Raw genomic sequence first — 23,764 nt, 5'->3', positions numbered from 1 at the left:
GTTCAGAAGATAAGGCGGAGCTCCAGGCTCCGACTTCGACCGATCAGGCGTTCCCGCACCATATTCCCGAGAAAGACGAAGGCGCAGCAACAATCAAGGATGCGGGCGAGATTGCCGCAAGGCACCCTCGCCCCAACAGTTACGCGTTGTTATTAAGCCTCATAGCGGCGCAGGACAAGCGACGCATTCGTGCCGCCGAAGCCGAAGGAGTTCGACAGCGCGACGTTGATTTCGCGCTTGCGGGCCTTGTGCGGAACGAGATCGATGGCGGTCTCGCGCTCCGGATTGTCGAGGTTCAGCGTCGGCGGGGCGATATTGTCGCGAATGGCGAGCGTCGCAAAGATCGCCTCGATGGCGCCGGCAGCACCAAGAAGATGGCCCGTCGCCGACTTGGTGGACGACATGGAAATCCTCGACGCGGCATCGCCGACCAGCCGCTCGACAGCGCCGAGTTCGATCGTATCGGCCATGGTCGATGTGCCATGGGCATTGATGTAGTCGATATCGGCAGGCGTCAGGCCGGCGCGCTTCAGCGCTGATGTCATGCAGCGGAAAGCGCCCTCGCCATCCTCGGACGGAGCGGTGATATGATGGGCGTCGCCCGAGAGGCCGTAGCCGACGACTTCGGCGTAGATCTTGGCACCGCGCGCCTTGGCGTGCTCCAGTTCTTCGAGAACGACGATGCCGGCGCCCTCGCCCATGACGAAGCCGTCACGGTCGCGGTCATAGGGGCGCGAGGCCTTCTGCGGCGTATCGTTGAAGTCCGTCGACAGCGCCTTGCAGGCCGCAAAGCCCGCAAGCGAGATACGGCAAACCGGGGCTTCGGCACCGCCTGCGACCATCACATCAGCATCGCCGAGCATAATCAGCCGGGCGGCATCGCCGATTGCATGCGCACCGGTCGAGCATGCGGTGACGACCGCATGGTTCGGGCCGCGCAACTTGTGGCGGATCGAAACCTGACCCGAAACGAGATTGATGAGGCGGCCGGGGATGAAGAAGGGTGAGATGCGGCGTGGCCCCTTGTCGCGCAGCGTGTAGCCGGCTTCGACGATGCCTTCGAGGCCGCCAATGCCCGAGCCGATCATGACACCCGTGGCGATCTGATCCTCATCCGTTTCCGGGTGCCAGTGGGCATCGGCCAGCGCCATATCAGCGGCCGCCATGCCATAGATGATGAAGGGATCGACCTTGCGCTGTTCCTTCGGCTCCATCCAATCGTCAGCATTGAAAGTGCCATCGGTACCGTCGCCGACGGGAATGCGGCAGGCAATCTTTGCCGCGAGGTCTTCGACCTCGAATTCAGTCACGAGGCGTGCACCGTTGTGCCCAGCAAGCAAACGCGTCCAAGACACCTCAGTGCCACAGCCCAAAGGTGATACCATGCCGGTACCCGTGATAACGACACGTCTCATCGCCCGCAGACCCCCGTCTTTTTATGATGATATGCGTATAAATATGCTTCGGCCGGCTTCACCGGACGAAATAGGGCGGACTCTTCAGCCCGCCCCGTCAAAAAGCGCGAAAGATTAGGCCTGAGCCTTCTCAATGAACTTTACCGCGTCGCCGACCGTCAGGATCGAGTCAGCAGCGTCGTCCGGGATTTCAACGCCGAATTCTTCTTCGAAGGCCATGACCAGTTCGACGGTGTCGAGCGAGTCCGCACCCAGATCGTCGATGAAGCTTGCGCTTTCAACAACCTTGTCGGCGTCAACGCCAAGATGATCAACAACAATTTTCTTTACGCGTTCTGCGATATCGCTCATGTCGGTTTCCTCGACCTTATGTCCTGATGAGAATGCCTTGTGACATCCCTACCCTAATTCAAACCTGCAGCATCTGTTCCGACGCCGCTGGCAAACCCGTTCAACCCGGCATTGAGATCCGGTCCAGCGCCTTGAATGTGGCCCAGTCCGCCTGAATTTTCCGGACGACTGTTCACAGTCATGGCCCGCTTAACACGGTTTAAGTCCGTCGCAAAGCCAGAAAATAGCCGGCTCCGGGTTGCTCAACATGCTATTGGCGGGAAAGTTCCCCCCAACAGCAATTCCTTTAGATCATCGCCATGCCACCGTTGACATGGATCGTCTGGCCCGTGACGTAGCTGGCTTCCGAGGAAGCGAGATAAGCGACGGCGGAAGCGACTTCCTGACCCGTGCCCATGCGCTTCATGGGGATCGCCCCCATGATGGCTTCCTTCTGCTTGTCGTTCAGCTTGCCGGTCATTGCGCTTTCGATAAAGCCCGGCGCAACGCAGTTGACCGTGACGTTGCGGGTGGCGATTTCCTGCGCCAGCGACTTAGTGAAGCCGATCATGCCAGCCTTGGAGGCGCAATAGTTCGCCTGACCCGGATTGCCCGTCACGCCGACGACGGAGGTGATGTTGATGATGCGGCCGTAGCGGCGGCGCATCATCGGATGGGTCAGCTCGCGCGTCAGGCGGAAGACGGCAGTGAGGTTGACTTCCAGCACGGCGTCCCAGTCCTCGTCGCTCATGCGCACGAAGAGGCCGTCCTTGGTGATGCCGGCATTGTTGACGAGAATGTCGACGCCGCCGAGTTCTTCTTCGGCCTTGGCGCCGAGTGCCTTCACTTCGTCGCGGTCCGACAGGTTGGCCGGGAAGATCTTGACGCGATCGCCGAGCTCGGAGGCCAGCGCCTCCAGCTTTTCGACGCGCGTGCCGTGCAGGCCGACAATGGCGCCCTGCTTGTGCAGGAGCCGGGCAATTTCTTCACCGATGCCGCCGGATGCGCCGGTTACCAGGGCCTTGCGGCCGGTCAAATCAAGCATGTGCGTCCCTCGTTCCTTGAATATGTCAGCCGAGCAATGCTGCAAGCGCCGTGTCGATATCGGCAGCATTGTTGACGGCGATGCTGTTGACCGTCTTGTCGATGCGACGAGCAAGGCCCGTCAGCACCTTGCCGGCGCCAATTTCATACAATGTTGTCACGTTGTTGGCGGCAAACCATTCCACCGTCTCGCGCCAGCGGACCTGGCCGGTGACCTGTTCGACCAGCAGCCTGGCGATCTCATCCGCATCCGTGACCGGAGCAGCCTTGACATTGGTGATGACTGGAACGACCGGGTTGGCCTTGGCAACGCCGGCAAGCGCTTCGCGCATCGCTTCTGCGGCCGGTGCCATCAATGTGGAGTGGAAGGGTGCGGAGACCGGAAGCAGGATGGCACGCTTGGCGCCCTTGGCGGTCGCAAGCTCGGCAGCCTTTTCGACCGGGGCTTTCTCGCCGGAGATAACAATCTGGCCGCCACCATTGTCGTTGGCGATCTGGCAGGCGCCGAGCTCGGAAGCCTCGGCGCAGACGGCGATGACGTCAGCATGTTCAAGACCGATGATCGCAGCCATAGCGCCGACGCCGACCGGAACGGCCGCCTGCATGGCGTTGCCGCGAATGCGCAGCAGACGCGCGGTATCGGCAAGCGAGAAGGTGCCGGCGGCACAGAGTGCGGAATATTCGCCGAGCGAATGGCCGGCGACATAGGAGATCTTGCTCTTGAGATCGAGGCCGCGAGCCTGCAGCACGCGGATGACGGCGAGCGAGACGGCCATCAGCGCCGGCTGCGCATTGGCCGTCAGCGTCAGTCTGTCTTCCGGGCCGTTGAAGATGACGTCGGAGAGCTTTTCACCGAGCGCTTCATCGACTTCCTCGAAGACGGCGCGCGCCTCGACGAAATTGTCGGCAAGGTCCTTGCCCATGCCGACAGCTTGGCTGCCCTGGCCTGGAAATGTGAAAGCAACAGTCATTATAAAGCGTCCTTTTAGGGGTCGTTTCGCTTCCCAATGACATTGTTTGCGGCGGAGTCAATAGCGCAAGCCCCGCAGCCACAGGCTTTTGCACCCGCGAAGCGCAATGATTTTTTTCTTGCGCTCGCTCAGATCAGGCCTAAATTCTCGCGACCTCATTCATTTTGGCTTTCTCCCATTCCCCAAGGTTTTCCCATGAAATATAAGAATTTAGGCCGCACCGATATTTCCGTTTCGCAGATCTGCCTGGGCACGATGACCTGGGGCACGCAGAACAGCGAAGCCGAAGCCCATGAACAGATGGATTATGCGATCCAAAAGGGCATTAATTTCTTCGACACCGCCGAAATGTATCCGACGACGCCTGTGGGGCCGGAAACGCAGGGCCGCACCGAGGAATATATCGGCACCTGGTTCGAGAAGACCGGCAAACGTAAGGATGTCGTGCTCGCCACCAAGGTTGCCGGCCCGGGCCGCGAATATCTGCGCGGCGGACAAGGTCCGGATGCTGCCAATATCAACGCGGCTGTTGATGCCAGCCTGAAGCGGCTGAAGACCGACTATATCGACCTCTATCAGGTCCACTGGCCGAACCGCGGCCATTTCCATTTCCGTCAGAACTGGCGCTACAATCCCTTCAACCAGGATCGCGAGAAGGCTATCGCCGATATCACCGAGATCCTGGAGACGATGGGCGAGCTGGTGAAGGCCGGCAAGATCCGCGCCGTCGGCCTCTCGAACGAGACGACCTGGGGCATCCAGAAATATCTGACGATTGCAGAGCAGAGGGGCCTGCCGCGCGTCGCCACCACGCAGAACGAATATAATCTGCTCTACCGGCATTTCGACCTCGATCTGGCCGAACTGTCGCATCACGAAGATGTCGGTCTGCTCGCCTATTCGCCGCTCGCCGGCGGCATCCTCACCGGCAAATATGTCGGCGGCGCCCGCCCGGCCGGCTCGCGCGGCTCGATCAACCAAGACATCGGCGGCCGCCTGCAGCCGCTGCAGGAACCGCCGGTCAAGGCCTATCTGGAAATCGCCGCCAAATACGGCATCGATCCGTCGAAGCTGGCGCTCGCCTACTGCCTCGCCAAGCCCTTCATGGCTTCCGTCATCATCGGTGCCACGACGATGGCGCAGCTCGAGACCGATGTGGCTTCAGCCTATGTGACGCTGCCCGCAGAGGCATTGGCCGAGATCGAGCAGGTGCACCGGAAATATCCGATGCCGATGTGAGGAACCTGCCGGTAGGATTCAAAGCGAATAAGCGGACAAGCCCGCCCGCTTATTCGGCCGTTATGGTGGAAGCGCTACAGCAGATTTCGCGAACGTAGTTGTTGCCGTGGGTGATAATGGCACTGAGGGGGATTTTTTTACTCCCCATAAGGTGCTGATATACCAGCGGGGTGATATTTTTATCGTATGTGTCTTTAATGGTCACGGCATAACGGCCCTGTGCAGTCAAATGGATCGCCATGGGAGGGTTTGACTCCCTGGCCAACTGCAGAGCTGTCTTCAACAACGGATCGACGGTTATTTCAATATATTGTTTGCCAAAGCGATTTTCTTCGAACTCGCGCACCCACACCGACGTCTGACGCATATAGCCGGATTTTTTGCCGATCGACACACGATACCAGTCGCCGATGCTCTTCTTGATCGTCAACTCGCTCCCATTCGGAAAAGCGGCAATCGTCTTGGCGCTCATGTCCCGACTGGTCTTGAGCAGGACCTCGCCAGTGTCGTCTTGAACAATGCCGTTTCTTGGGATCGGAATTTGCAGAAGCGGCGAATCCTCGCTCAGTGGCTGAGCGGCCTTACGCGCTTCAGCACTTGCCGGCGGAACCTTGTTAGACAACGACTTTGCCTCGAACTCCTGAAGCTCCTGGTATGACACAGTCGTTACCCGAAACTGTGTCATTTCGCTTGAGGACAGATAGCGCATATCGTTGCTGTCGTACTTGAGCGTGAGTTGCAGCAAGCCTGGATCGACACCCATCTCGTTCATATAAGTAATCACGTCGGCGGTCTGCCGCTGAACGGCTGCAACGGCGTCCTCGACATTCATTCCCTTTGTATCCGCGAATGAAGACTTGTGAACGCCGATCGAGCCTGGTTCGGCAAAACGGCCTACTCCGCCAAGAAATGACAAGGAACAAGCCGAAGAGCATTCGGCGCTTCTTACAGCGAGAGTGCTTAGCCCCAGAGATCTAATCAGCCGACCGAGTTCCAATGCCTTGTATACATTTCCACCGCCGCTGTCGAAGCCGACGTAAATAGCATGGCTAGAAACAGCCTTATTGCGGAACAAGCTCAAATCATCGTCGGCCTCGAAGCTGCCGTTCACCGTGATATAGGTAATTCCGTCATCTGCGGTTCGAACGTCGTAGCTCAACTGTGCTGCAGCATCCTCACCGAGAAGGGCAAGGCCCAAAGCAACGCTCCCCAAAGCAAAATTCTTCCTTAGTATCCCCACAGCCCAACCCCCGTCTCAGCCAAGCCATGAATTCCACAGGTCCAGTCGCTTCACAAGTCATGATTGCAGCGCATGTTCGAAAGGTTTGGCCTCACGGCGGCGGCGGAAACAGACTTATAAAGCTGCGAGGGAAACCCAGACCGATGGCAAGCGGTCTATTGCTGTGCCTTCGGCGTAATCACTAATCCCGAACCATAAGCCTCCTTCAACTCCTCCTGCCCTTTCACCCTGTCCACGGATTTGTGAAGCAGGATCGAGCTATAGCCTTGCGCACTCCGCCCCGCGATCAAGGTGACATCGGCATTTCCCGGATTGTCCGATTGCTCGAACCAATCGACCGGATGGTGCAGGAAGTTCATCTCGAAGGCCCGGTTGGTGACGCCGTGGCCGACGATGATGACGTTGTTCTTGCCGTTTTCGGCGTCGTGCATGACGGTCTGCAGAAACAATCGAACGCGCTGGGCGACGTCGGCGCGGCTCTCGCCATCCGGCGGACGTGCATAGAACTTGCCGTTGTTGTTGCGCAGCCTCGCCCATTTCTCGAATTCGTCGGGAAATTTCCGTTTCTGTTCGGCATGGTCGTAGATTTCGGTGAAGAGGCCGAAATCCTGTTCGCGCAACAGATAATCCTCCCTGACATCGTCGATCAGGTCGGCCGGCAGAACCTCGAGCAGTGCATCCTTGCTTTGCCGTGTCCGCAGGAAAGGCGAATACCAGACATTCAGCTTGCGCCGTTCAGCACTCGGCAGCCCTTTCAGATAGGCCGCCATCGCCTGGCCCGCCCGCAGCACCTGCCGATGCCCCCATTCGGTCAGCGGCACATTGTGATCGCCGAACTGCCGATAGGCCCGGTCATCGATATTGCCGAGGGATTCGCCGTGTCGAACGAGAAAAATGCGCATGAACCATCCCTGTTGCTGCAATTCGCATCTCATCATATGGGAGAGCGCGGCGGGTGCAACGCTGCGGCGGACGGGAGCTCACGATTTGGCCCGAGCATCAACGCCGCTCACGGGCAACACGGCATAATTTCGCCTGTACCCTTGCCTTTCGGAGAAAAATCCGTATAAGCCGCCCTGTTCGCAACCCGGTCTTTTGGCTGGTGGCTGAACGGAGGGCCGGTTTTCCGCGAGGGGAATCGTTCGGAACGGAAGCGTTCCAGCCTCCCGTGTCTCCGCTCTCGACCGTCTCGGAAACGCTTTTCTTGCTTGGGTTTACCCTCTCAGGAGCAGTCGTTGAGGCTTAGCCGCCGAATATCGGGTTCAGACCAACGCAAGAAAGGCAAAGCTATCCATGGCTCTTTACGAACATGTATTCCTTGCCCGGCAGGATATTTCCGCTCAGCAGGTCGACGCCCTCGTAGAACAGTACAAGGGTGTCATCGAAGCTCATGGCGGTAAAGTCGGGCGTATCGAGAACTGGGGCCTCAAGTCCCTCACCTATCGCATCAAGAAGAACCGCAAGGCTCACTACGCCCTGATGGACATCGATGCTCCGGCCGCTGCGATCCAGGAAATGGAACGCCAGATGCGCATCAGCGAAGACGTCCTGCGTTACATGACGATCGCTGTCGAGAAGCACGAAGATGGCCCGTCTGCCATGATGCAGAAGCGCGACCGTGACGACCGTCCGCGCCGCGATGGCGACCGCCCGGAGCGCAGCTTCGGCGATCGTGGTCCGCGCCCGGATCGTGGTGACCGCGAAGACCGTCCGCGCCGTCCGCGCGAAGACCGCGTATAAGGAGATTTGAGAATGTCTGAAGTTTCCTCCGCACCGGTCCGCCGTCCGTTCCATCGCCGCCGCAAGACCTGCCCGTTCTCGGGCGCCAATGCGCCGCGCATCGACTACAAGGACGTTCGTCTCCTGCAGCGCTACATTTCCGAGCGCGGCAAGATCGTTCCGTCCCGTATCACGGCCGTTTCCCAGAAGAAGCAGCGCGAACTCGCCCAGGCGATCAAGCGCGCCCGTTTCCTCGGCCTACTGCCCTACGTCGTCGCTTAATAGCGACCGACGCCAGATGAATTAGGGGAAGGCAGCGATGCCTTCCCTTCTCCCTTTCGCGATGGGCGCGGATCGGAACCTTGAAACCCCATGTTGGGGATAAGCTTTCAGGCCCGCGTGGCGAAGGCATCCTCTAACTGCTCGATACGAAGCAGGACAGCGACGTGAAAAAGTTGAACGCAAAAGAGCTTGGCATCGGCGCGCTCGCCGGTCTGACCGCCGCCCTACTCGTGTATGGCGCGACGGTGCAGCCATTGCTGTTCATCCTGTTCGGTGCGCTTTCCGCTCTGCCGATTCTGATCGTCGGCCTCGGCTGGGGCAATATGGCCGTCATCGTTGCCGTCGTGGCAGCCGGCATCGTCGGTACGATCACGCAGTCGGTCTATTTCGGGCTGTTCGTCGTCCTTTTGACGCTGATCCCGGCATGGCTCAGCCATCTCGCCAATCTGGCGCGTCCCGCCTCCGAACTCGGAGGCCCGGACAATCTGATGGCCTGGTATCCGCTCTCCGACATCATGCTGCACCTGTGCGGTCTCGCTGCCGTCGTCATCATCGTCGCCGGCGCAGTCATGGGCTACGGTGCCGATCTGGTGAGCCAAGTCGTCGACGCCTACATCACCGCGGTGAACCAGCAGTCTCCCGATCTTCAGCTCAATCCGGTTGCGATCGCGAAGATGAAGTCGCTGATGCTCTATATGATCCCGATCGCCTGGGGCATGATCTGGGTCATGATGCTGCTGGCCGCCTATTATGTGGCGACCCGCATCGTCGCGGCTTCGAGCCACAATCTGCGTCCGCGCGAGGACATTCCCTCGGCGCTGCGCATGAATCGCAATGCAATCTTCGTTTTTCTCGCGGCGATCGTCGCGATCTTCTTCGGTGGCGTCCTCGGCCTCATCGCCGCCGCCGTGCTCGGTGCCTTCGGCGCGGGCTTCATCGTTTCCGGCTTTGCATCGCTGCATTACCGGACACGCGGCAAGGATTGGCGCCTGCCGGTGCTGATCATCTGCTACCTGATGACCTTCCTGCTGACGCTGCCGCTCTTCATCATTCTCGTTCTCGGCCTTTACGATACCCGCAAGGCGATATCGCTCACCCCGAACAAGAATGCCGACACACCCAAACAAGACACGAAAATCTGATATCGAAAGGAACAACGAAAATGGAAGTCATTCTCCTCGAACGCATCTCCAAGCTCGGCCAGATGGGCGAAACCGTCAAGGTTCGCGACGGCTTTGCCCGTAACTACCTGCTGCCGCTCGGCAAGGCGCTGCGCGCCAACGCCGCCAACAAAGCTCGTTTCGAAGCCGAGCGCGCAACGCTCGAAGCCCGTAACCTCGAGCGCAAGAGCGAAGCACAGAAGGTTGCCGACGTTCTCGGCGGCAAGTCCTTCATCGTCGTCCGCTCGGCTGGCGAAACCGGCCAGCTCTACGGTTCGGTTGCTGCCCGTGACGTTGTCGAAATCCTGGCCGCAGAAGGCTTCAACATCGGCCGCAGCCAGGTTCACCTGAACACGCCGATCAAGTCCATCGGCCTGCACGACGTTGCCATCGCACTTCACGCCGAAGTCGAAATCCACGTCCAGCTGAACGTTGCTCGTTCCGCCGAAGAAGCCGAGCGTCAGGCCAAGGGTGAAACCCTCACCTCCGCCGACGCCATCTACGGCGTTGACGAAGACGCCCTGCGTCCGGAAGACTTCTTCGATCCGGAAGCTGACCGCGACGGCGACGAAGAAGCTTGATCTTCAAGCTTTCGCAATAGTGCGAATGATGAAGCCTGGGTCTTGGGACCCAGGCTTTTTTTGTTGGCCGAAACACCAGGGCCATCCTCGCCCTTCGAGGCTTCGTGCCTCAAGGGGAGGATGGAGTGCGCCCTGGCATGGCACGGGGTCAACATGTTCTATCTTGCGCAAGAGATTAGCCCTCATGCTGAGGAGGCCCAAGGGCCGTCTCGAACCACGAGGGCGGATGATGAGCGATGATGACGCCTTCTCCTGCCTGCAAAAGATGAGGCAAACGCCTGGGTCAGTCGTTATTCTTGATCTCCGGCAATGGAGCCGAATCCTTGTCGATCGAAACGACGACGGACATGCCGGGCGCCAGCTGATCCGCCAGAGGCTGCCCATCCTCGATCTTGACCCTGACACCGAGACGCTGGGCCACCTTGGTGAAATTGCCTGTGGCGTTGTCGGGCTTGATGACGGCAAATTCCGAGCCTGCGGCCGGAGAAAAGCGCTGGATGCGGCCTTTGATCTCGCGATGCCCGAGCGCATCCACGGAGATCGTGGCGGGCTGATCGAGCTTCATGCCGTCAAGCTGCGTTTCCTTGAAATTGGCAATGACCCAGACGTCCTTCGGCACGAGGTTCATCAGCTGCGTGCCGGGCGTCACATATTGGCCAAGACGCACGCCGATTTCGCCAACGCGGCCGTCCTGCGGCGCCCTGATGGTCGTATTGTCGAGATCGATATCGGCAAGCTGCACCGCCGCTTCCGCACCGCTGACACCCGCTTCCAGCGAGGCACGGTTGACGATGATCGTCGTCAGGTTCTGCTGGGAGACATCGAGAGCTGCCTTTGCCTGATTGACCGATGCCTCTGCCTGCTGCAGCGTCGCCTGCGCCTGTTCGGAATCGCTCGTGGTCGAGACACCTCTGGAGACCAGTGTCGTGACGCGATCGAAGGCAAGCTGGGCACGCTTCAGCGCAGCATTGGCGCTGTCGATCTGCGCCTGGCTGGAGACGATGCCGGCCTTGGCAGCCTGCTCCTGCTGCTGCGAATTGGCGAGTGCGGCCTTCTGTCCATCCAGCGTTGCGTGCGCCTGCGCCACCTTCTGTTTATAGATGCGATTATCGATCTGGGCGAGCACATCGCCCTCTTTGACGAGCTTGTAGTCCTTGATCGGCACATCGGTGATATAGCCGCTGACCTGCGGGCTGATGGTCGTGACATAGCCTTTGACATAGGCATCGTCTGTGGTCTCGACCGCGGTCTTGAACGGCGGCAGATGCCAGGCGTAGAGCACCAGCATGACGCCGCCGACACCGGCGAGAACGGCGATGACTTCGATTGGGGAGCGAACGAGCCTCGACATGGAGCTATTTCATATCCTCATGGGTTAGATGTCGCGACCTCCCGCCGATCGTCGGCCAGGCGAGCCCTGACGAAGCGGAAGAGAACATGGATGGACAGGCCGGCAAGAGAAAGGAAGGCGATCACGGCGGCGACGAAGAACGCGTCTCCATAGGCAAGCATGTTGGCCTCGCGGCTGACCTGCGCGCCGAGCAGCGCCATCCCCTCTCCCTTCAGAAGCGCGCTGTCACCAATGACTTTGCCATAGGAGGATGAAAGCTGGCTGACGCGTTCGGCCACATGCGGATCGGTCAGCAGCACGCGCTCGGTCAGGACAGCCGAATGGAACTTCTCGCGGATGGTGATCAGCGTGCCGTAGAAGGCCGAGCCGACGAGGCCGCCGATGCTTTGCGTGAAGGTGAAGACGACGAAGAAGGTCACGAGATAAGGCGGCCCTTTGGATATAGCCTCCTTGAAACCCACTGACATGGATGGCGGCAAAAAGAGAGCCGCGCCGGCCGCGACCAGCGCCTGGCTGAGATACATCTGCTCGGGACGGGTCAGGTTCGTCACCTGCGAATCCATCAGCGCGCCCACGCCCATCAGGATGAGCGCGACGAACTGGATCTGCCAGCTGAAGCCATAGCTCATGAACACGGTGCAGATGAGACCGCCGATGATCGAGAAAGCGAGGATGATCCAATACAGCATGGAGAGCTGATCGTAGAGCAGTCCGACGGCATTCTGGTAGAAAGTCATGATGACCGAGGTCTGCTCGGCGGCAATGATGCGGAAGATCAGAAGGATCGCCGTCAGATGCAGAATTTCCGGCCGAAGCAGCCAGCGAACGTCGATCAAAGGCGTCGAGCGTCTTAACTCGACGACGATCGCAACGGTCAGGGACGCAACGGCAATCGCCAAGACGACCCCGAGCCACGGCACCTCCAGCCACCAATAGAGGCGCCCGACCGACAGGGCGACCGCCAGACAGCCGAAACCGATCGCGACAAGAAGATAGCTGAAGATATCGCCCAGGACGATGACCTTGACGCGCGGCGGCGGCGTCAGCGGCAACAGATAGATGATCGGCATGACCAGCAGCGCCAATGCCATCTCCAGCGTGTAGAGGCCGCGCCATTCGCCATAATCCAGCAGCGAGGGCGATACGAGGCGGGTGATGGGGGCAGCAAGCAGCGTGTTCATCATCGCCAGGCTGACGCCGATCGTCATCTTCTTCGCCGGCTCGAAAGCCTCCAGCATATAGAGGAAGCCGAGCGTCGATAGCGGCGCGCCGGCAATCCCGCTCAGGAAGCGGACGACGATCGCCGAATGAAGATCGGAGACGAAGAGATTGAGCAGCGAGGCGAGTACGAAGCCGAGAATGCTGACCTCGGCGAAATTGCGCACGCCATATTGGAGGCGGATCTTCACCAGCGCGATGGCGAGGCTGACATTGGGTGCCATATAAGCGGCAGAGAGCCACGCCGACTCTGTGGTTGTCGCCGCAATGGTTCCCTGGATCTGCGTAAGATTGGCAAAGGCAAGATTGAGACCCAGACCCTGGGTCAGGAAAAACATGACGGATGCCGCAATATAGAGCGGCACTTTCCAGCCCGGCATAGGCGGTGGAGCGGGTGGGACGGCGTTGGCTTCCGCATTGGCGACCGGACCAGGCTCACCGCTCATGCACTACCTCATGATTTGCCGATATTCTGTAGATTGGCAGTCATGGCACGAATAACCTTCAGCGCCATGCCGACATCCTCGTCCGAAATCCCCTCCAAGATATCCGCGCGTACACCGGTGGCAAGAGCCTCGACCTCGGCAGCTACGACTTTTCCGGATTCCGTCATGAAGATCTGCTTGGCGCGGCGATCGGATACCGCGGCGCGGCGCTCGATGAAGTTCTGCGCCTCCATCGCATCGAGGATGCGCACGAGCGTCGGCGTTTCCAGCTCCAGCTCGTCGGCAAGCTCCCTCTGGTTGATTCCGTCCCGGCGGGAGAGCTTGCGAAAAACCCTTGCGCGGGAGAGAGTCATGCCGTGTTCGCGAACGAGGGCGTCAAAAGCCGCCCTCAGCTTGCGATTGAACGCAGAAAGGTCGTCGAAAAGTTCTTGTCTTGATGGCGCACCTGGCATTATTGCAACTTTATACTATTAGCATCCTACCCTAATTCAAAGGGAATACCCGGATTTTCCCAGCTTTTCAAGCATGATAGCCGCAACAATTGATGTACACGGCGAAAGACCCGGCTAAAATATTCCCCACGGATGGTTTGCATATGTGATTCGTGTGTCGATCCTTTCGTTGCAAAGTGGCCACAAGAGATTTTTTACGTGGCGGAAATCTGTCCCTGTGGACGAGTGGAAAAACGTTGATAGGCCGAGCCTATTTGCTCCACTCCGGGTGGACGCCCATTTGCACGGTTGACCATGACATCGGATCGTCGCAAACCAGTCGACACCCTAAAGCATGAAGAGATGGAAAATGAACGAAGCTGCGCGAAAGCTCGCCGCCATTGCTCCCGCCGACCAGCATTATCGCGAAGCGCCCAATAACATTGAGGCGGAACAGGCTCTGCTCGGCGCCATCCTCGTCAACAACGATGCCTATTACCGCGTCTCCGACTTCCTGAAGCCGATCCATCTCTACGAGCCGCTGCACCGGAAGATCTTCGAGGTGGCCGGCGACATCATCCGCATGGGCAAGACCGCCAACCCGGTAACGATCAAGAGCTTCGTGCCGGCGGACGAAAAGGTCGGGGACATGACGGTCGCGCAGTATCTCGCGCGTCTCGCCGTCGAAGCCGTGTCGATCATCAATGCGGAAGACTACGGCCGCGCCATCTACGATCTGGCGCTGCGCCGCGCGCTGATCACCATCGGCGAAGACATGGTCAACATCGCCTATGACGCGCCGCTCGACATGCCGCCGCAGACGCAGATCGAAGATACCGAGCGCCGGCTGTTCGAACTTGCGGAAAATGGCCGCTACGACGGCGGTTTCCAGTCCTTCAACGATGCCGTGGCGCTGGCGATCGACATGGCGGCAGTCGCCAAGGAGCGCGACGGCGGCCTCTCCGGCATCTCCACGGGCATTCATTCGCTCGACAGCAAGATGGGTGGCCTGCAGCGCTCCGACTTGATCGTCCTTGCCGGCCGTCCCGGCATGGGCAAGACCTCGCTTGCCACCAACATTGCCTATAATATCGCGGCTGCCTTCGAGGGCGAAGTGCAGGCGGATGGTTCGACCAAAGCCAAGAACGGCGGCGTCGTCGGCTTCTACTCGCTGGAAATGTCGTCCGAACAGCTCGCTACCCGTATCATCTCCGAGCAGACGGAGGTCTCATCGTCAAAGATCCGCCGCGGCGACATCAACGACGCCGATTTCGAGAAGCTGGTGGCCTGCTCGATGATGATGCAGAAGGTACCGCTCTATATCGACCAGACGGGCGGCATCTCGATTGCCCAGCTGTCAGCGCGGGCGCGGCGGCTGAAGCGTCAGCGCGGCCTCGACGTTCTGGTGGTCGACTACGTCCAGCTCATGACCGGCTCGGGCAAATCAAACGAGAACCGCGTCCAGGAAATCACTCAGATCACTACCGGCTTGAAGGCGCTCGGCAAGGAGCTCAACGTTCCGATCATCGCGCTCTCGCAGCTCTCACGTGCGGTCGAAAGCCGCGACGACAAGCGTCCGCAGCTTTCGGACCTGCGCGAATCCGGCTCGATCGAACAGGACGCCGACGTCGTGCTCTTCGTGTTCCGCGAGGAATATTATGTGAAGAACCAGGAGCCGCGCGACCCGAACGACCCGAAATATGCGGAATGGGAAGCCCTGTTCGACCGGGTGAAGGGTACGGCCGACGTGATCATCGCCAAGCAGCGCCACGGGCCGACGGGCACGGTGAAGCTCGCCTTCCAGTCGGAATTCACCCGCTTTGCCGATCTCGCCGACTCCTCGTTCCTTCAATACGAGGAACATTGAGAAGGCGCTTTGCGGTGCATCCGTGCGCCGCAACACTTTTTCTTTTCATTGATGACCAGTATCCTGGCCGGAGCCAAATCATCTCCGGCCATTTTCTTGTTCAGGCGGTTCCATGACAGACAATTTCGATGACGATGATGCCTTTGCTTTCGCCGGTCTGCGGCTGACGGTCGACCTTGGCGCGCTCGTCGAAAACTGGCGCGACCTGGCCCATCGTTCGGGCAAGGCGCGGACCTCGGCGGTCGTCAAGGCCGATGCCTATGGGCTCGGGATCGAGGATGTCGGCGAAACGCTTTATTCGGCAGGCGCGCGCGATTTCTTCGTCGCCACCGCGGATGAAGGCGCGACCCTACGGCTCTACGCCCCCGAGGCGCGCATCTTCGTCTTGAGCGGCATCTGGCCGGGCATGGAGCGTCGGTTTTTCGAAAACGACCTCGTACCGGTCATCGCTTCCGAAGAGCAACTCACTTTCTGGATGTCGGTTCTGTCTGATTATGGCGATTATCCCTGCGCGCTGCAGGTCGACACCGGCTTCAACAGGCTCGGCCTACCGATGGACGATGCGATCGCGCTCGCCGATGACGTCTCGCGCCCGGCAAGCTTCGCGCCGGTTCTCGTCATGAGCCATCTTGCCTGCGGCGACGACCCATCCAATGCGATGAACAGGCAGCAGCTTGAGGCCTTCCGTAAGGTTAGCACTGCTTTCGAGGGCATCGAAGCCAGCCTCGCCAATTCAGCCGGCATCTTCCTCGGATCGGACTATCATTTCGATCTCACCCGCCCCGGCATCGCGACCTATGGCGGCGAAGCCGTTCCCGGCATGGCCAATCCGATGCGGCCGGTGGCAACGGCCGAAGCGCGGATTATCCAGACACGCGCCGTCAAGGCCGGCGAGACCGTGGGATACGGCCGCGCGCTGCATTTGACCCGCGACAGCCGGCTGGCGATCGTCTCTGCAGGTTATGCAGACGGCTACATGCGCAGCCAGTCGAGCGCCGGCGTGCCGCTGCGCCAGACCGGCATTGCCGGCGGCCATGGCTTCATTGCCGGGCACAAGGTGCCTGTTGCCGGCCGCATCACCATGGACCTCACCATTTTCGACGTGACCGACCTGCCGGAAAACCTGGCCCGCGCCGGCGATTACGTCGAACTCTTCGGCAACAACATCTCGGTCGACGAGGCCGCAAAGGCCGCAGGCACGATCGGCTATGAGATGCTGACAAGCATGGGTCTGCGGCACGAGCGACGGTATATCTCGGAAGAGACCGAGGAATAGCCCAGCTACTCCTCGAAATATTTAGCGGGCGCTGATCGCCAGCCGGACGCCAAGGGCGACGAACAGCGTGCCGAGACCGCGGTCGAGCCACAGACCGAAGCTGCGATTGCGTCTGAGCGCTTCGCTCAGGCGGCCGCCGAGCAGGATCAGCGGCGGCTCGATGAAGGCGGCGACGACGATGATCAGGCTGCCATGCAACAGAAGCTGCGCCCAGACCGGGCCGGCACCTTCGACGACGAATTGCGGCAGGAAAGCCAGGAAGAAGATCGCGACCTTCGGATTGAGCAGCGAGACCATGATTCCCTGCCGATAGATGCGGCCAAAGGACAGGCTCTTGCCCGCCTCCTTGATCCACGCGCCGTCGCCTTTCGAGCGCAGCGCCTGGATGCCGAGCCAGATCAAATAGGCGGCACCGACCCATTTGACCGTCGAGAAAGCCAGCGCCGAAGCGGCGAGGATCGCCGACAGGCCGGCGGCCGCCATCAGCACATGCAGGCACGCACCGCTCCAGATGCCGAATAGCGCTGCGAAGCCCGAGCGCATGCCGCTTCTGATCGTGTGACCGAGGATGAAGGCGATATCCGGCCCCGGCGACAGATTGAGGAGAATTGCAGCTGACAGAAACCCGATCCAGTGCGCAAGCGAATAGTCAAACATCGATCATCATCCATAAAACCCGGCATAAAAGCTGACACGATCGCCGTTGATACGGAAATCATTAGTTTTGATAGGCCGGGAAAGACATTATCTGACAGCCCAAGCGATTCGCTGCGAAAAGCGAGCATTCGAACTTTGAGAACAGCATCCGATGGCTAAAGCCCGTACACAATTCATCTGCCAGAACTGCGGTACCGTCCACAATCGCTGGGTGGGCAAGTGCGACAGTTGCGGCGCATGGAATACCATCGTCGAGGAAGATCCGATGGGCGGGATCGGCGGCGGACCGGCCAAGACGCCGAGGAAGGGAAAGCCGGTCGCGTTGACTTCGCTTTCGGGTGAGATCGAAGAAGCGCCGCGCATCCATACCGGCATATCCGAGCTCGATCGCGCCACCGGCGGCGGCTTCGTGCGGGGCTCGGCTGTTCTCGTCGGCGGCGATCCCGGCATCGGCAAGTCGACGCTGCTGATGCAGGCTGCCGCCGCCCTCGCCCGGCAAGGACACAAGATCGTCTATGTATCGGGTGAAGAAGCCGTGGCGCAGGTGCGCTTGCGTGCCCAGCGGCTGAAGGCGGCCGATACCGAAGTCATGCTCGCCGCCGAAACCAATGTCGAGGATATTCTGGCGACGCTCGCGGAAGGCAAGCGGCCGGATCTCGTCATCATCGATTCCATCCAGACGCTGTGGAGCGAGCTTGCCGAGTCCGCGCCCGGCACGGTCACGCAGGTGCGCACCGGCGTGCAGGCGATGATCCGTTTCGCCAAGCAGACTGGCACGGCCATGGTATTGGTCGGCCACGTCACCAAGGACGGTCAGATCGCCGGGCCGCGCGTCGTCGAGCATATGGTCGATGCCGTCCTCTATTTCGAAGGCGATCGCGGCCATCATTACCGCATCCTGCGCACGGTGAAGAACCGCTTCGGCCCCACCGACGAGATCGGCGTGTTCGAAATGTCCGATGCGGGCCTGCGCGACGTGCCGAACCCGTCCGAACTCTTCCTCGGAGAGCGCAACGAAAAATCGCCCGGTGCGGCCGTCTTTGCCGGCATTGAGGGCACGCGTCCGGTGCTGGTGGAAGTGCAGGCGCTGGTCGCACCGACATCGCTTGGCACGCCACGCCGCGCCATCGTCGGCTGGGACTCGGCGCGGCTGTCGATGATTCTCGCCGTTCTGGAGGCGCATTGCGGCGTCAGGCTCGGCCAGCACGATGTTTACCTCAATATTGCCGGCGGTTACCGCATTTCCGAGCCGGCAGCGGACCTTGCGGTCGCTTCTGCACTGGTTTCCTCCTTGGCTGGTCTTGCTCTGCCCGCCGATTGCGTCTATTTCGGCGAAGTCAGCCTGTCGGGCGCCGTCCGGCCGGTTGCGCACACGTCCCAGCGCCTCAAGGAAGCCGAGAAGCTGGGGTTTTCCGCGGCCGTCCTGCCTGCCGCTTCCGCCGATCTGCCAAAGGTCAACGGCGGACGCTGGAGCGAGATCGACAGCCTGCCGGATCTGGTGGCGCGCATTGCTGGTTCGAAGGGCGCGCTCAAGCGCGCGGAAGACGAAGACTGAGCCTTACTTCAGCCGTTCTTGGCGAAGAAGAGGCTCATGATTGAGGCCGATGCCGACCATGAGGTCCGGCAAGTCTTGAAGTGGATTATAAATGCCCATTACGATTTTCGACGGTATTGTTATCGGCGTTCTTCTCTTCTCCGCCGTTCTGGCCATGGTTCGCGGCTTTTCGCGCGAAATTCTCTCGATCGTCAGCTGGGGCGGCTCCGCAGTCGCCGCCTATTATCTTTATCCGCTGCTCGTTCCCTATGCCCTGCAATACAAGGCCGACACCAAGATCGCCACGATCGCGTCTGCCGCCGTCATCTTCCTGCTGGCACTCATCATCATCTCCTTCATCACCATTCGGATTGCCGATTTCATCATCGACAGCCGCATCGGCGCGCTCGACCGGACGCTCGGCTTCCTCTTCGGCGCGGCCCGCGGCCTGCTGCTGATGGTTGTCGTCGTCGCCTTCTGGAACTGGCTGGTGGCTCCGGCCGCCCGCCCGGATTGGGTCAACAACGCCAAGTCGAAGCCATTCCTTGATTCGATGGTCGAGAAGCTGACCGCAGCGCTTCCTCAGGATATTCAGGCAAGGTTGCCGGCCGAGATCCTCAACAAGATCGCGCCGAACCAGCAGCAACAGCAGCAGCAAGGAACTGGCGACAACGCCGCGCCGAACGATACCGCACCCTCGGATGATGCGCCTGCGCCGCAGACAAACAATTGACGGTGCGTTTACAGGCTTGACCTGCCGCCCGAGAATCGCCATTTGAGCGGCGTGACAATAGAAGATCCGGCCCGATATTTTTTCCGGCCGGATTTTGAGCTATTTTAATGGTCACTCGTGACGCCGCCCCGATCCGCCCACGTTGAGAGCAAAGGCCCGCAGCCATGAACCATTCCGTTTCCTTCGAGGACGATATCGACGGCGATACGCTGCATGAAGAATGCGGCGTCTTCGGCATCCTGGGACATCCGGATGCGGCAACGCTGACGGCGCTCGGCCTGCACGCCCTGCAGCATCGCGGTCAGGAAGCGGCCGGCATCGTCTCCTTCGATGGTCAGCGCTTCCATTCGGAGCGGCGGATGGGTCTCGTCGGCGATCACTACACCGATCCGGCCACCCTCGCCCGCCTCCCCGGCGATCGCTCGATCGGCCATGTACGATACTCGACTACCGGCGAAACCATTTTGCGCAACGTTCAGCCGCTGTTTGCCGAGCTGGAAGTCGGCGGCATCGCCATTGCCCACAACGGCAATTTCACCAACGGCCTGACCATGCGCCGGCAGCTGATCGCCGACGGCGCCATCTGTCAGTCGACCTCGGACACTGAAGTCGTCCTGCATCTCATCGCCCGCTCCAAGCATCCCTCCTCCTCCGATCGCTTCATCGACGCGATCAGGCAGATGGAAGGCGGCTATTCCATGCTCGCCATGACGCGCACGAAGCTGATCGCCGCGCGCGACCCGATCGGCATCCGGCCGCTGGTCATGGGCGAACTCGACGGCAAGCCGATCTTCTGCTCGGAAACCTGTGCGCTCGACATCATCGGCGCGAAATACGTTCGCGACGTCGAAAACGGCGAAGTCATCATCTGCGAGATCCAGCCCGACGGCTCGATCACCATTGACGCCCGCAAGCCGGAAGTTTCGCAGCCCGAGCGGCTCTGCCTGTTCGAATACGTCTATTTCGCCCGTCCCGATTCCGTGGTCGGCGGCCGCAATGTCTATGTCGCCCGCAAGAACATGGGCATCAACCTCGCCCAGGAAGCGCCCGTCGCCGCCGACGTCGTCGTGCCGGTGCCGGATGGCGGCACGCCGGCAGCCATCGGCTATGCGCAGGCGAGCGGCATTCCCTTCGAACTCGGCATCATCCGCAACCATTATGTCGGCCGCACCTTCATCGAGCCGACGCAGCAGATTCGCGCCTTCGGCGTGAAGCTCAAGCACTCTGCCAACCGGGCCATCATTGAGGGCAAGCGCGTCGTGTTGGTCGACGATTCCATCGTCCGCGGTACGACTTCGGTGAAGATCGTACAGATGATCCGCGATGCCGGCGCCAGCGAAGTGCATATCCGCGTCGCCAGCCCGATGATCTTCCATCCCGACTTCTACGGCATCGACACGCCCGACGCCGACAAGCTGCTTGCCAACCAGTACAGCAGCCTGAAGGCCATGTGCGAATACATCGGTGCGGATTCGCTGGAATTCCTGTCCATCGACGGGCTCTACCGGGCCGTGGGCGGCGAGCCGCGCAACAATGCGCAGCCGCAGTTCACCGACCACTACTTCACCGGTGATTATCCGACGCGTCTGCTCGACAAGGAAAGCACCAGCAACGTGCGCAAGCTTTCCGTTCTCGCCAGCAACGGCTGACAAGCCCAAGTAACGGCTGACAGGGGCGCTCTGCCCCTTTCTCTTTCCACGCATTCGGATCAAGGCAGCATGAGCGTCACTCTCAAGGACAAGATCGCCCTCGTCACCGGCGCGTCGCGCGGTATCGGCTATTTCACGGCACTGGAACTGGCCAAGGCCGGCGCGCACGTCATCGCCTGCGCCCGCACGGTCGGTGGACTTGAGGAACTGGACGACGCGATCAAGGCAGCCGGCGGTTCGGCAACCCTCGTGCCTTTCGATCTTGCCGACATGAATGCCATCGATGCGCTTGGCGCCTCCATTTTCGAACGCTGGGGCAAGCTCGATATTCTCGTCGCCAATGCCGGCGTGCTTGGCGTCATCTCGCCGATCGGCCATGTCGAGGCCAAGGTCTTCGAAAAGGTGATGACGATCAACGTTACCGCCACCTGGCGCCTGATCCGCTCGGTCGAGCCGCTGCTGATGCGCTCCGATGCCGGCCGCGCCGTCATCCTTTCTTCGGCCGCTGCTCATCGCTGCCGTCCCTTCTGGGGTCCCTATTCCGCCTCCAAGGCCGCAGTCGAAGCACTGGCGCGAACCTGGGCCGGGGAAACGCAAAGCACGCCGCTGCGCATCACCAGCGTCGATCCCGGCGCCACCCGCACCGCTATGCGCGCCCAGGCCATGCCCGGCGAAGATCCTGATACGCTGCCGCATCCCCGCGACGTCGCCCAGGCGATCGTACCGCTCGTCGGCCCGGACGTCACGGAAACCGGCAAGCTTTTCGTCGTGCGCGAGAACAGGCTCGTCGACTATCGGATGCCGGAATAAAAAACTCCCTCTCCCGCTACGAGAGAGACCTTCTCCCTACTTGACCAAATTCATCCGGCGCGCGATAAAGCCGCCCATGAAAACGGTTATCTGCATTATCTGCCGGAAGATTATTCGCTAGCGTTTCGCTGGCCTGGCCGTTTTCGTCTCCCAAAATCCAAGATGACAAACGTCCGGCCTGCCGGTGACGGTATTTTTTCGGATTTATGCCTTGGGAGAGTGACATGGCCGCCGAGCCGCAATTGAAGTTCTACAACACGCTGACGCGCGAAAAGGTCGATTTCCAGCCGATCGACCGCAACAACGTCCGCATGTATGTCTGCGGCCCGACGGTCTATGACTTCGCCCATATCGGCAATGCCCGCCCGGCCATCGTCTTCGACGTGCTGTTCCGGCTGCTGCGGTATACGTATGGCGACAGCCATGTCACCTATGTCCGCAACATCACCGATCTCGACGACAAGATCAACGCGCGCGCGCTGCGGGACCATCCCGGCCTGCCGCTGAACGCGGCGATCCGGCTGGTGACGGAAAAGACCGAGCGGCAATATCGTCAAGACACCACGGCGCTCGGATGCCTTGAGCCTTCGGTACAGCCGCGTGCGACCGACAATATCGCGCAGATGATCGCGATCATCGAGACGCTGATCGCCAAGGGCCACGCCTATCGCGCGGCCGGCGAAGTGCTGTTCGATACCAAATCGATGGCCGATTACGGCCAGCTTTCGAAGCGCAACCTCGACGAGCAGCAGGCGGGTGCCCGCGTCGCAGTCGACGAGCACAAGAAAAGCCCGGGCGATTTCGTGCTGTGGAAGCTGTCGGACGAGAACGAGCCCGGCTGGGAAAGCCCCTGGGGCCGTGGCCGTCCGGGCTGGCATATCGAGTGCTCGGCCATGAGCGGCCGCTATCTCGGTGATGTCTTCGACATTCACGGCGGCGGACTGGACCTGATCTTCCCGCACCATGAAAACGAAATCGCCCAGTCGCGTTGCGCTCATGGCACGCATGCCATGGCCAATGTCTGGATGCACAACGGCTTCGTGCAGGTCGAAGGCCGCAAGATGTCGAAATCGGAAGGCAACTTCGTCACGATCTACGAATTGCTGGAGACGGATAAGCTTGGCGGACGGACCTGGCCGGGCGAGGTGCTCAGGCTTGCCATGCTGATGACGCATTACCGCGAACCGATCGACTTCTCCGTCAAGCGTCTGGAAGAGGCCGAGAAGCTACTAACGCGTTGGTATCGGATGCTGTTTGAAGTTGGCCCTGTCGAACCCTCTAAACCTTCACAAGCATTTGTTCAAACTCTTGCGAACGATTTGGATACGGTTGGGGCGATTAACGAACTCTATCGCATGTTTACATCAGATCAGGCTGGCATGCTCGAACTGGGCGCCTCTGAGTTAGGTTGGGATTTCTATAAACCTGAGAATTCAGCGGAAGCTCTCGCATCCGCTCGGTTTTTGGGCTTGTTGATGTTAGCCCCCTCGGAATGGCTGCAAGGATCAACGGAACTCAATGCGGAAGACATCGAAGACCAGATCCACAAGAGGCAGGAGTGGTTGCGCGTTAAGAACTTCGTAGAGGCCGATAAGATCCGAAACATGCTTTCATCCCAAGGTATCCAGCTCAAGGATGGCAAGGATGCGGCGACGGGCGAGCGGATCACGAGCTGGGAGATCAAGCGGTGAGCTTTGTTACCCCCCTCTGTCACTTTCGTGACATCTCCCCCACAAGGGGGGAGATTGGGGGGAGTTTGCCGCTCTTCTGCACGCGAACACGAAGCCTAGTCTCCTCGGGTTCAATCTCCA

22 protein-coding genes are annotated in these 23,764 nt (G+C 60.1%); 12 read left to right on the top strand and 10 right to left on the bottom strand.

Annotation, left to right across the window (positions count from 1 at the left end):
* Nucleotides 1–152 precede the first annotated feature (152 nt).
* The 4 genes from fabF to fabD all read right to left on the bottom strand — a co-directional run bounded on the left by fabF (nt 153) and on the right by fabD (nt 3,760).
* Nucleotides 153–1,415, bottom strand: coding sequence for a beta-ketoacyl-ACP synthase II (gene fabF, locus GA0061103_RS10425; RefSeq protein ID WP_092710550.1), 1,263 nt, complete (start codon nt 1,413–1,415; stop codon nt 153–155).
* Nucleotides 1,416–1,529: 114 nt separating this feature from the next.
* On the bottom strand, nt 1,530–1,766 hold the full coding sequence (locus GA0061103_RS10420; RefSeq protein ID WP_004122114.1) for an acyl carrier protein: 237 nt from the start codon (nt 1,764–1,766) through the stop codon (nt 1,530–1,532).
* Between the two features lie 286 nt (nt 1,767–2,052).
* A complete protein-coding gene (gene fabG / locus GA0061103_RS10415) occupies nt 2,053–2,790 on the bottom strand; it encodes a 3-oxoacyl-[acyl-carrier-protein] reductase (RefSeq protein ID WP_092710547.1) in 738 nt (245 codons plus the stop codon).
* Between the two features lie 25 nt (nt 2,791–2,815).
* On the bottom strand, nt 2,816–3,760 hold the full coding sequence (gene fabD, locus GA0061103_RS10410) for an ACP S-malonyltransferase (protein WP_092710544.1): 945 nt from the start codon (nt 3,758–3,760) through the stop codon (nt 2,816–2,818).
* A 195-nt stretch (nt 3,761–3,955) separates the two neighbouring features.
* Between fabD and GA0061103_RS10405 the strand changes: the two genes are divergently transcribed.
* Nucleotides 3,956–4,999 carry an aldo/keto reductase gene (locus GA0061103_RS10405; protein WP_092710541.1) on the top strand — a complete coding sequence of 348 codons (1,044 nt, stop codon included), beginning with the start codon at nt 3,956–3,958 and terminating at the stop codon, nt 4,997–4,999.
* A gap of 49 nt (nt 5,000–5,048) precedes the next feature.
* Here the strand turns inward: GA0061103_RS10405 and GA0061103_RS10400 are convergent, their stop codons facing one another.
* Both GA0061103_RS10400 and GA0061103_RS10395 read right to left on the bottom strand, forming a co-directional pair.
* A complete protein-coding gene (locus tag GA0061103_RS10400; protein ID WP_208603505.1) occupies nt 5,049–6,197 on the bottom strand; it encodes a hypothetical protein in 1,149 nt (382 codons plus the stop codon).
* A gap of 197 nt (nt 6,198–6,394) precedes the next feature.
* A complete protein-coding gene (locus GA0061103_RS10395; protein WP_092710538.1) occupies nt 6,395–7,141 on the bottom strand; it encodes a histidine phosphatase family protein in 747 nt (248 codons plus the stop codon).
* A 391-nt stretch (nt 7,142–7,532) separates the two neighbouring features.
* On the opposite strand from GA0061103_RS10395, the gene rpsF reads away from it, so the two are divergent.
* The 4 genes from rpsF to rplI all read left to right on the top strand — a co-directional run bounded on the left by rpsF (nt 7,533) and on the right by rplI (nt 9,981).
* The gene (rpsF, locus tag GA0061103_RS10390) at nt 7,533–7,979 is read left to right on the top strand and encodes a 30S ribosomal protein S6 (RefSeq protein WP_015339354.1); all 447 of its coding nucleotides are present in this window, start codon (nt 7,533–7,535) and stop codon (nt 7,977–7,979) included.
* Between the two features lie 12 nt (nt 7,980–7,991).
* Nucleotides 7,992–8,240 carry a 30S ribosomal protein S18 gene (rpsR, locus tag GA0061103_RS10385; RefSeq protein ID WP_004122103.1) on the top strand — a complete coding sequence of 83 codons (249 nt, stop codon included), beginning with the start codon at nt 7,992–7,994 and terminating at the stop codon, nt 8,238–8,240.
* A 164-nt stretch (nt 8,241–8,404) separates the two neighbouring features.
* On the top strand, nt 8,405–9,382 hold the full coding sequence (locus GA0061103_RS10380) for a DUF2232 domain-containing protein (RefSeq protein WP_092710535.1): 978 nt from the start codon (nt 8,405–8,407) through the stop codon (nt 9,380–9,382).
* A 20-nt stretch (nt 9,383–9,402) separates the two neighbouring features.
* Nucleotides 9,403–9,981 (top strand): 50S ribosomal protein L9, encoded by a 579-nt coding sequence (rplI, locus tag GA0061103_RS10375; protein ID WP_092710531.1) that lies wholly within the window; start codon nt 9,403–9,405, stop codon nt 9,979–9,981.
* A gap of 283 nt (nt 9,982–10,264) precedes the next feature.
* On the opposite strand, the gene GA0061103_RS10370 is transcribed toward rplI, so the two are convergent.
* From GA0061103_RS10370 to GA0061103_RS10360, 3 genes are read right to left on the bottom strand one after another with little or no spacing between them, the layout of a single operon-like run.
* Nucleotides 10,265–11,332: an HlyD family secretion protein gene (locus GA0061103_RS10370; RefSeq protein ID WP_092710528.1), complete on the bottom strand. Its 1,068-nt coding sequence runs from the start codon at nt 11,330–11,332 to the stop codon at nt 10,265–10,267.
* Nucleotides 11,333–11,349: 17 nt separating this feature from the next.
* Nucleotides 11,350–12,996 carry an MFS transporter gene (locus tag GA0061103_RS10365; RefSeq protein ID WP_092710524.1) on the bottom strand — a complete coding sequence of 549 codons (1,647 nt, stop codon included), beginning with the start codon at nt 12,994–12,996 and terminating at the stop codon, nt 11,350–11,352.
* 8 nt (nt 12,997–13,004) lie between these two features.
* Nucleotides 13,005–13,448 carry a MarR family winged helix-turn-helix transcriptional regulator gene (locus GA0061103_RS10360; protein ID WP_092710521.1) on the bottom strand — a complete coding sequence of 148 codons (444 nt, stop codon included), beginning with the start codon at nt 13,446–13,448 and terminating at the stop codon, nt 13,005–13,007.
* Between the two features lie 349 nt (nt 13,449–13,797).
* Here GA0061103_RS10360 and GA0061103_RS10355 point away from each other — a divergent pair, with 349 nt between their 5' ends.
* Nucleotides 13,798–15,294 (top strand): replicative DNA helicase, encoded by a 1,497-nt coding sequence (locus GA0061103_RS10355; protein WP_092710517.1) that lies wholly within the window; start codon nt 13,798–13,800, stop codon nt 15,292–15,294.
* 112 nt (nt 15,295–15,406) lie between these two features.
* Entirely contained in the window at nt 15,407–16,570 is a 1,164-nt protein-coding gene (gene alr, locus GA0061103_RS10350) for an alanine racemase (protein WP_092710515.1), read from the top strand.
* 21 nt (nt 16,571–16,591) lie between these two features.
* Here alr and GA0061103_RS10345 read toward each other — a convergent pair whose 3' ends face one another.
* The gene (locus GA0061103_RS10345) at nt 16,592–17,227 is read right to left on the bottom strand and encodes a LysE family translocator (protein WP_092710512.1); all 636 of its coding nucleotides are present in this window, start codon (nt 17,225–17,227) and stop codon (nt 16,592–16,594) included.
* Nucleotides 17,228–17,378: 151 nt separating this feature from the next.
* On the opposite strand from GA0061103_RS10345, the gene radA reads away from it, so the two are divergent.
* The 5 genes from radA to cysS all read left to right on the top strand — a co-directional run bounded on the left by radA (nt 17,379) and on the right by cysS (nt 23,644).
* Entirely contained in the window at nt 17,379–18,782 is a 1,404-nt protein-coding gene (radA, locus tag GA0061103_RS10340; protein ID WP_092710510.1) for a DNA repair protein RadA, read from the top strand.
* Between the two features lie 91 nt (nt 18,783–18,873).
* The gene (locus GA0061103_RS10335; RefSeq protein ID WP_092710507.1) at nt 18,874–19,494 is read left to right on the top strand and encodes a CvpA family protein; all 621 of its coding nucleotides are present in this window, start codon (nt 18,874–18,876) and stop codon (nt 19,492–19,494) included.
* A 164-nt stretch (nt 19,495–19,658) separates the two neighbouring features.
* Nucleotides 19,659–21,143 carry an amidophosphoribosyltransferase gene (purF, locus tag GA0061103_RS10330; RefSeq protein WP_092710505.1) on the top strand — a complete coding sequence of 495 codons (1,485 nt, stop codon included), beginning with the start codon at nt 19,659–19,661 and terminating at the stop codon, nt 21,141–21,143.
* Between the two features lie 69 nt (nt 21,144–21,212).
* Nucleotides 21,213–21,953: an SDR family NAD(P)-dependent oxidoreductase gene (locus GA0061103_RS10325; protein WP_092710502.1), complete on the top strand. Its 741-nt coding sequence runs from the start codon at nt 21,213–21,215 to the stop codon at nt 21,951–21,953.
* A 224-nt stretch (nt 21,954–22,177) separates the two neighbouring features.
* Nucleotides 22,178–23,644, top strand: coding sequence for a cysteine--tRNA ligase (gene cysS, locus GA0061103_RS10320; protein WP_092710499.1), 1,467 nt, complete (start codon nt 22,178–22,180; stop codon nt 23,642–23,644).
* Nucleotides 23,645–23,764 lie beyond the last annotated feature (120 nt).

This window comes from Martinezella multihospitum, assembly GCF_900094585.1.
In the GTDB taxonomy this organism is placed as follows: domain Bacteria; phylum Pseudomonadota; class Alphaproteobacteria; order Rhizobiales; family Rhizobiaceae; genus Rhizobium; species Rhizobium multihospitium.
This window is presented reverse-complemented; position numbering and strand designations above follow the sequence as displayed.